This window comes from Aurantibrevibacter litoralis (assembly GCF_034651555.1).
Taxonomy (GTDB): Bacteria; Bacteroidota; Bacteroidia; order Flavobacteriales; family Flavobacteriaceae; genus Aurantibrevibacter; species Aurantibrevibacter litoralis.
The window spans coordinates 143139-150693 of sequence record NZ_JAYEEQ010000002.1; the positions used below are offsets into that span (position 1 = coordinate 143139).

A 7555-nucleotide genomic window follows, 5' to 3' on the forward strand; every position below is an offset into this window, starting at 1 on the left:
GATATCATTTGCTCAAATTGCCTAAATAATAGTAGATTTGACTAAAATCGTTACATATTTAACATGAAGGCTCGTAGTGAACATTTAGTATGCATAAACCATACCTCGGGACTCCATGTTTGAAGTTTGCTACGATATCAACAACTAAAAAACAGAATTACATCCATCGTTTTATGAAAAAAATTTTAGGCCTCGTTCTCTTCTTCTTTATCCATCTTGCCGGTGCGCAAGATTTAAAATCGCCCGCCGAATTTTTAGGTTATGATTTAGGGTCGCAATTTTCCCGACATCATGAAGTCGTAGATTATTATGAATATCTCGCTAAAGTGGCACCGGATAGGGTGCAATTGGTACCCTATGGCAAAACCAATGAACGCCGACCCTTACTTTTAGCCTACGTTTCTTCTGCTGCCAATATCACAAATTTGGAACGTATCCGAAAAGACCATTTGGCAACTACCACCGGTGTCGGAAATCCGGAAAAAGCCATAGTATGGCTCAGCTACAATGTGCATGGCAATGAAAGTGTTAGCATGGAAGCCTCTATGCTAACCCTATACGAATTGCTAACCAGCAAGTCCGCTTTTCTAGAAAATACCATAGTAATAATGGATCCCTGCATAAATCCCGATGGCCGAGATCGGTATGCGAACTGGTACAATCAGTTTAAAAATACCCCATACAATGAAGATCCGAACAGTAAGGAACATCATGAAGGGTGGTTAAGCGGACGCTCTAATCATTATATGTTCGATTTAAACCGCGACTGGGCTTGGCTTACGCAGGTAGAAAGTCAGCAAAGAATAAAGATGTTTAATTTATGGTTGCCTATGGTACATGTAGATTTTCATGAGCAAGGCGTTGACAATCCTTATTACTTTGCTCCGGCAGCCGAACCACTGCATGAAGTAATTACCGATTTTCAACGTGATTTTCAACAAACCATCGGCAAAAATAACGCTAAATATTTTGATGCCAATGGCTGGTTCTATTTTACCAAAGAACGTTTTGATTTGTTGTATCCGAGTTATGGGGATACCTATCCTACTTACAATGGAGCTATCGGCATGACCTACGAACAAGGTGGAAGTGGCAGGGCCGGTTTGGGAATCATTACCTCTATTGGCGACACGCTAACCCTAAAAGATCGTATTGCACATCATCACACAACCGGATTATCTACCGTAGAAGTCGCATCGGCAAACGCAATTAAACTAAACGAAGAATTTAAAAAATTCTACACCACCAAAAACTACAAACAAAAAAGTTATGTCCTTAACGGGGATTCTGATCGCATTAAGGCGCTGACGCAGCTTTTAGATCAACACGAAATAAAGTATAGTGCAGCCAACACAAACACAATTAAGGGCTATGATTATACCACCGGAAAAACAGGCACTTTTAAGGCCACAGAAAAAAGTTTGGTGGTATCTACTGATCAGGTAAAAAGTACATTGGTAAAAGTATTATTAGAGCCGCAAGCCAAATTAAGCGATTCCATTACGTATGACATCACCGCATGGTCCTTACCCTATGCCTATGGATTAAATGCGGTTGCTTCTGATGCATTGGCCCCCGGTAAACCCTATGAATTTGAACAGCCTTCGCTAACAGCATTAGACCCAAATTCCTATGCCTTTATAACGGATTGGAACAGCATGCAAGATGCCCGGTTTTTGGCAGAACTATTAAAAAATAAAATTAGAGTTCGCTATTCCGAAACGCCCTTTCAGATCCTTGACAAAAAATATGATAGAGGAAGCCTGATTATCACCAAAGGGGATAATGTACATCATAACAATTACCTCTCTGTTTTAAGCGCGACAGCCCAAAAACACCAAAAAACACTCACACCAACGACCACTGGTTTTGTAGACAAAGGCAACGATTTTGGCTCGCCCTCTGTACGAATGATACACCCCCCAAAAGTAGCGCTACTAACAGGAAAACCTACCCGAACTTTACAATTTGGAGAGTTATGGCATTTTTTTGAACAACAATTGCACTATCCTGTAACGGTGATTGACAGTGACTATTTTCAACGAGTACCACTAAAGGATTATGATGTCTTTATTTTGCCCGATGGAAATTACACTACTTTTTTTAGTGAAAAACAACTGAAAGATTTAAAAGAATGGGTGCGTAATGGTGGTAAACTGATTGCCATGGGAGGCGCTATTAAAGGAATCGGCAGTAAAAAAGGCTTTGCAGTAAAAGAACGTACCTTTCCTAAAGACAGTACTAAAGTGATCCTAAACGATTACGGACAAAGCGCAAGAGAAGCGATTAAAGATGAAATTACCGGGGCAATTTTTAAAACTAAGGTCGATGCTACCCACCCTTTGGCTTTTGGTTATCGCAATTCCTATTTTACCCTAAAATTGGGAAGTGATGCGTATGACTATTTAGATAAAGGAAATGTAGTATATTTAGAAGCCGGCGCAAACATCCCTGTATCCGGATTTGCCGGAAGCGAGGCTCAAAAAAAAATTGATAAAACCCTTATTTTTGGAGTAGAAACACATGGAAAAGGGCAGGTGGTTTATATGGTAGATAATCCCCTTTTTCGCGGATTCTGGGAAAATGGAAAGTTATTTTTTGCCAATGCGCTGTTTATGGTTAGGTAAGCCATTTAGCGGTGCTTTTAGAGATATTAAGTGCCTACATTCTCTATTGGGGCAGGTTAAACTTAAAGGAATGGGTGCCACCCATCAAAACACAGAGGAGGTGCGATAACAATACACAATATGGACATAAAACTGGCAGTACTTATCGATGGTGACAATATTCCATCGGCCAATGTAAAAGGGATGATGGAGGAAATTGCTAAATACGGCAACCCCACCATAAAAAGAATTTATGGCGATTGGACCAACCCCAAGCTGTCAAAATGGAAAAATGTGTTGTTGGAAAATGCCATCACCCCAATACAACAATATTCCTACACCACAGGTAAAAATGCCACCGACTCCGCTATGATTATTGATGCCATGGATATTCTGTATTCCGAAAAAGTGAATGGATTTTGTCTGGTTTCCAGTGATAGCGACTTCACTAAATTGGCTACACGATTACGAGAGGCAGGTATGCAAGTGTTTGGAATTGGTGAAAAGAAAACCCCAAATCCGTTTATTGTAGCCTGTGACAAATTTATATACCTCGAAATTTTAAAAAATAGAACGTCCGGAAATGACGTAGAAACGACTGAAAACAAAGACCTAGAAAAGAATAATGTAGACAAAATTACACACAAAGAAATAAAATTAATTTCGGCCACCATTTCCGATGTGGCCGATGACGATGGTTGGGCTTTTTTGGGAGATGTAGGAAGCTTACTCCAAAAAAAACAGCCCAATTTTGATTCCAGAAATTACGGTTTTCCAAAACTAACACCACTTATAAAATCGATTAAAAATTTTGAAGTAGAAGAACGCGAAAATTCCAAAGGCCGATTTAAATTGGTTTATGTGCGCATAAAATAACCTAAATTTAAACTAACATGTTAAAAATCGAAAATATTCAAATTAGAGCATTATCCCTCCTACTAGCCCTTTTCATTTCCGTTACTGTTGCTGGCCAGACCGGAAAAGTATTCGACAATCTTACCGTAAAGAGCGCCATTCTAAAAAGTGACCGAAAATTTGCGATATACCTGCCTCCGGATTACGATACTTCCCAAAGGAGTTACCCTGTGCTTTATTTACTGCACGGAGCCGGTGACGACCAAACCGGGTGGGTACAATTTGGCGAAGTGCTTCACATTACCGACAACGCCATAAAAGAAGGAAAAGCCACGCCTATGATCATTGTAATGCCCGATGCCAATACGGGAAAACGCGGTTATTTTAATGATATAAAAGGCGACTGGAATTACGAGGATTTTTTCTTTAAGGAGTTGATGCCCTACGTAGAAAAAACGTATCGCATTAAGAACGATAAACGCTACAGAGCCATTGCCGGACTTTCCATGGGTGGTGGTGGCACATTTATGTATGCACTTCACCGGCCCGAATTATTTTCCTCGGCCTGCCCATTAAGTGCGTACGTAGGCCCCTTGAGTCTTGAGGAGCTAAAGGCTCGTTTTGCACGTACTAATGAAACCTACACGGATTCGGATAGCGCTTTACAAACCTATTTTGAAAAGCATAATGCCCTCTCCCTTATTGAGAGTACCGACGCAGAAAAATTAAAATCCGTAAAATGGTTCATCGACTGTGGGGACGACGACTTTCTGTACGAAGGCAACAGTCTTGTACATATCGCTTTAAAGAAAAAGGAAATTCCGCATGAATTTCGAATACGGGACGGTGCTCATAACTGGACCTACTGGCGCGAATCCCTACCTCATGTCCTAGCGTTTGTGTCGGATACGTTTCATCAGAAATAAAACACACCCTCTTTAAGGTACCTAACACTATCCTTCGGTAATGAAAACATATAAAAGCTACTTTATAATTCCCTTTCTTTTTTTTGTGTTTGCCATGAAGGCTCAGATTGAAACCGATGTAGTCTTTCCCATTCCGGAACCTCAGGCATTTATTACCCTTCATCAAGGAACCTTTGGTGGTAAAACAATAAAATATAAAGCTACAGCGAAAGAAACGTATTTAAAAAATAAACAGGGAGAAGCAGAAGCTTCTATATGGTCGGTGGCCTATACCCAAGAAGGCGTCCTAGAAACCGGCAAGCGCCCTGTCACTTTCGTGTTTAATGGCGGTCCTGGATCGGCCTCGGTATGGTTGCACATGGGTATGTTTGGCCCTCAAGTTGTGAAGGTGCATTCCGATGCTTTGGAAGATGACGGTGCTGCGCCCTATCCTCTAGTTGCCAATACCCATGGATTATTAGATCTGTCCGATTTCGTATTTATAGATCCTGTAGGAACAGGCTATAGCAGGGTTGTCGGAAAAGGTAAAGTTACTGATTATTGGGGCTTAAATGAGGATGCAGCTTCTATAGCCCAATTTATTCGACAATGGATAACGGAAAATAAAAGGTGGTTTTCGCCAAAATATTTGGCCGGAGAAAGTTTTGGTACTACCCGAGCAGTGGCCGTGACTAATGCGCTAGAGGACGAAACTGAAAACATGGCCTTAAACGGACTTATACTTATTTCTCAAGCGCTAGACTATGATGGTTCTACCTCCATTCATGATAATATAACTTCGTACCTAACCTATTTGCCGAGTATGGCCGCCACCGCTTGGTATCATAAAAAAGCGGGGCAAGGAAAAACCTTAGCCGCCTTTACGGAAGAATGCCGATCGTTTACCTACGATACCTATGCCCCGGCATTGTATAAAGGTTCTTTTTTGAGTACGGCACAACAAAATGAAATAGCTGAAAAACTGGCCTATTTCACAGGATTAGAAAAATCCTATATTCTAAAATCCAATTTACGTATTCTGGTGCCTCGTTTTCAGAAGCAACTCCTTGATAAAGAAGGATTGGCCATAGGAAGATTAGACGGTCGTTTTATGGGAGCAGAATCTGATGCCGCTTCGGAAGAACCTCATTTGGGAGACCCGGCGAGTTATCAAATCAGTGCCGCATATACCGCCGCCTTGCATGAGTATTATGCCAAAACCTTAAAAATAACTATGGATCGTCCTTACATTGTTTCCAATGAGGAACTAGGAAATCATTGGCGATGGAGAACCGCACCCGAAGGTACCTATTGGGAACCAACACCTGTAAATGTAGCACGTGGACTTGGCGATGCCATGCGCCGTAATACGGAAATGAACGTATTGGTAGCCTGTGGGTATTATGATCTTATAACTCCCTTCTTTGATGCCGAATATACCTTTTCCCGCCATGGGATTGTTATGGAGCGCACGCAACTAAAGTATTACGAAAGTGGGCATATGATGTATACTCATGAACCAGATTTAATTGAACTAGCCAAAGACGTCAGGGCATTTTTCTCCAAATAAAAAGACATCGAAGAAGTTGAAAAATGATTTAGAATGACTACAAGCCTAATCGATAAGATATCCATGTCCAAATTGATAACTTAGGACAAATCCATGTGTGTTACCCAAGGGAGAATCATTCATTGCGACATTGTAGTTGTAAATTAAACGAACACTATCAAACAAATAAACACCGGCCAAAAGGTTTACGGACGATGTTGTTCTGTAACCACCTCCTATTTCAAATTTATTCTTAAAACTTACGGCTAAATTGATATCGGCCTGCAAAGGAGCCCCATCTTCATGCTTAACAAGCATATTGGGCTTTATCATCAAGTCCTGAAAAATATTATTAAAAAAGCGATACCCAAAATACCCGTACACCGGATTTTTCAAACTCAAATTATCATCACTTGCCAAAGAATCGCCCAACACGTTGGGTGCCGAAAAACCAATATAGAAATTGGCATGATTAAAGAGAATTCCTAAGCCAAGTGTTGGAATACTGGCTGAAATATTCTGAGCAAAATTAGGGTCGTCCAAAATTCCTAACTCCAACAAATTGTTCTTATATTGCTGTAATCCTGCCGTAAGTCCAAAAGAAAGTACCCCGGGCTGATAATGCTGCCAATACGGACGATCGCTTTGAAAATCGAAAAATATTTTATACGAATAAGCACCAAAAAAACTGGTAGAAGTGGTAACCCCAATCTCATCCCTAAGAATTCCTGCACCCAATCCTACTTTATCTCTATTGGTAGATCCGTGTGCGGTAAGTGCAAATGTTCTGGGACTTCCCTCAAATTGATTAAAAAACCCTGCATTGCTTATCGTTACTTCCGCATTTGGTGTAAGACCGGCATAGGCCGAATTTACAATAAAAGGGTTGTAATTGTATTCAGAAAATGTCGGGGTTTGCTGTGCAGAAATGGTATACGATACCAAAATTGTTAGTGCCAGGAAAATTATTCTTTTATGCATATTTTTTTATTAACGTCTAATGACTACAAAACCTTTTAGCTTTTTTAAATTGTGGGTGCCGGATATTTGAATATCAAAAAAGTAGGTGCCATTTGGTAAGGTGTCCGCTCCAAAACCATTCAACTTGTTGGCTTCGCCTCTAAATACATTGTTTAGATTGTCATAATTAGCCAGACTAAACACCATATCGCCCCAACGATTGTAAATGGTAACTATGTTTTGGGGGCTATTTTCAATGCCCTTAATCTCCCAAAAGTCATTAATACCATCCCCGTTGGGAGAAAATCCGTATTCGGATTCAACTAAAGGTTCTGCTATAGTTGTGAAAGATCCTTCGATGCAATTTTCAGCACTTCCATGTACATTGTAAGGAACCACGGTAACGTAAATCGTAGACGAAAAAGGGAACTCATTCAAAACACTGTACGATGTTAAAAAACCAACATCTTCATTGTTTAAAATAGTAACACCGCCGGGGGTTGTTCCTATGCTTACCCTGTAACCATCGGCATTGGGCACAGTTTCCCAAGCAATATCCGTATCCACAGGCACCTCAGTTGCGCCGTTTAATGGTGCTATTAAAACAGTACAGTCCGGTATCGTAGCTATGGTTTCGGTTGTAAAGGAGTGTTCGGTACAGCCCACGGCTTCGCCAACCG

Annotated in this window: 6 protein-coding genes; 4 read left to right on the plus strand and 2 right to left on the minus strand. The window is 40.7% G+C overall.

Annotation, left to right across the window (positions count from 1 at the left end; genetic code table 11):
* The first annotated feature begins 173 nt into the window (after positions 1 to 173).
* From U1E44_RS02705 to U1E44_RS02720, 4 genes are all read left to right on the plus strand, one after another.
* Positions 174 to 2627: a M14 family metallopeptidase gene (locus U1E44_RS02705; RefSeq protein WP_322929453.1), complete on the plus strand. Its 2454-nt coding sequence runs from the start codon at positions 174 to 176 to the stop codon at positions 2625 to 2627.
* A gap of 120 nt (positions 2628 to 2747) precedes the next feature.
* Complete coding sequence (locus U1E44_RS02710) at positions 2748 to 3482, plus strand: NYN domain-containing protein (protein ID WP_322929454.1); 735 nt, start codon at positions 2748 to 2750, stop codon at positions 3480 to 3482.
* Positions 3483 to 3499: 17 nt separating this feature from the next.
* Positions 3500 to 4387, plus strand: coding sequence for an alpha/beta hydrolase (locus U1E44_RS02715; RefSeq protein WP_322929456.1), 888 nt, complete (start codon positions 3500 to 3502; stop codon positions 4385 to 4387).
* A gap of 40 nt (positions 4388 to 4427) precedes the next feature.
* A complete protein-coding gene (locus U1E44_RS02720; RefSeq protein ID WP_322929457.1) occupies positions 4428 to 5936 on the plus strand; it encodes a S10 family peptidase in 1509 nt (502 codons plus the stop codon).
* Between the two features lie 45 nt (positions 5937 to 5981).
* On the opposite strand, the gene U1E44_RS02725 is transcribed toward U1E44_RS02720, so the two are convergent.
* Entirely contained in the window at positions 5982 to 6896 is a 915-nt protein-coding gene (locus tag U1E44_RS02725; protein WP_322929458.1) for a PorP/SprF family type IX secretion system membrane protein, read from the minus strand.
* A gap of 9 nt (positions 6897 to 6905) precedes the next feature.
* On the minus strand, positions 6906 to 7555 hold a 650-nt coding region (locus U1E44_RS02730; RefSeq protein ID WP_322929459.1), incomplete at its 5' end, for a gliding motility-associated C-terminal domain-containing protein.

What these genes read in the sequence shown, in the direction of transcription:
- U1E44_RS02705 (WP_322929453.1), top strand. Translation starts at nt 174, where the DNA reads ATGAAAAAAATTTTAGGCCTCGTTCTCTTCTTCTTTATCCATCTTGCC.
- U1E44_RS02725 (WP_322929458.1), bottom strand. Translation starts at nt 6,896, where the DNA reads ATGCATAAAAGAATAATTTTCCTGGCACTAACAATTTTGGTATCGTAT.
- U1E44_RS02720 (WP_322929457.1), top strand. Translation starts at nt 4,428, where the DNA reads ATGAAAACATATAAAAGCTACTTTATAATTCCCTTTCTTTTTTTTGTG.
- U1E44_RS02710 (WP_322929454.1), top strand. Translation starts at nt 2,748, where the DNA reads ATGGACATAAAACTGGCAGTACTTATCGATGGTGACAATATTCCATCG.
- U1E44_RS02715 (WP_322929456.1), top strand. Translation starts at nt 3,500, where the DNA reads ATGTTAAAAATCGAAAATATTCAAATTAGAGCATTATCCCTCCTACTA.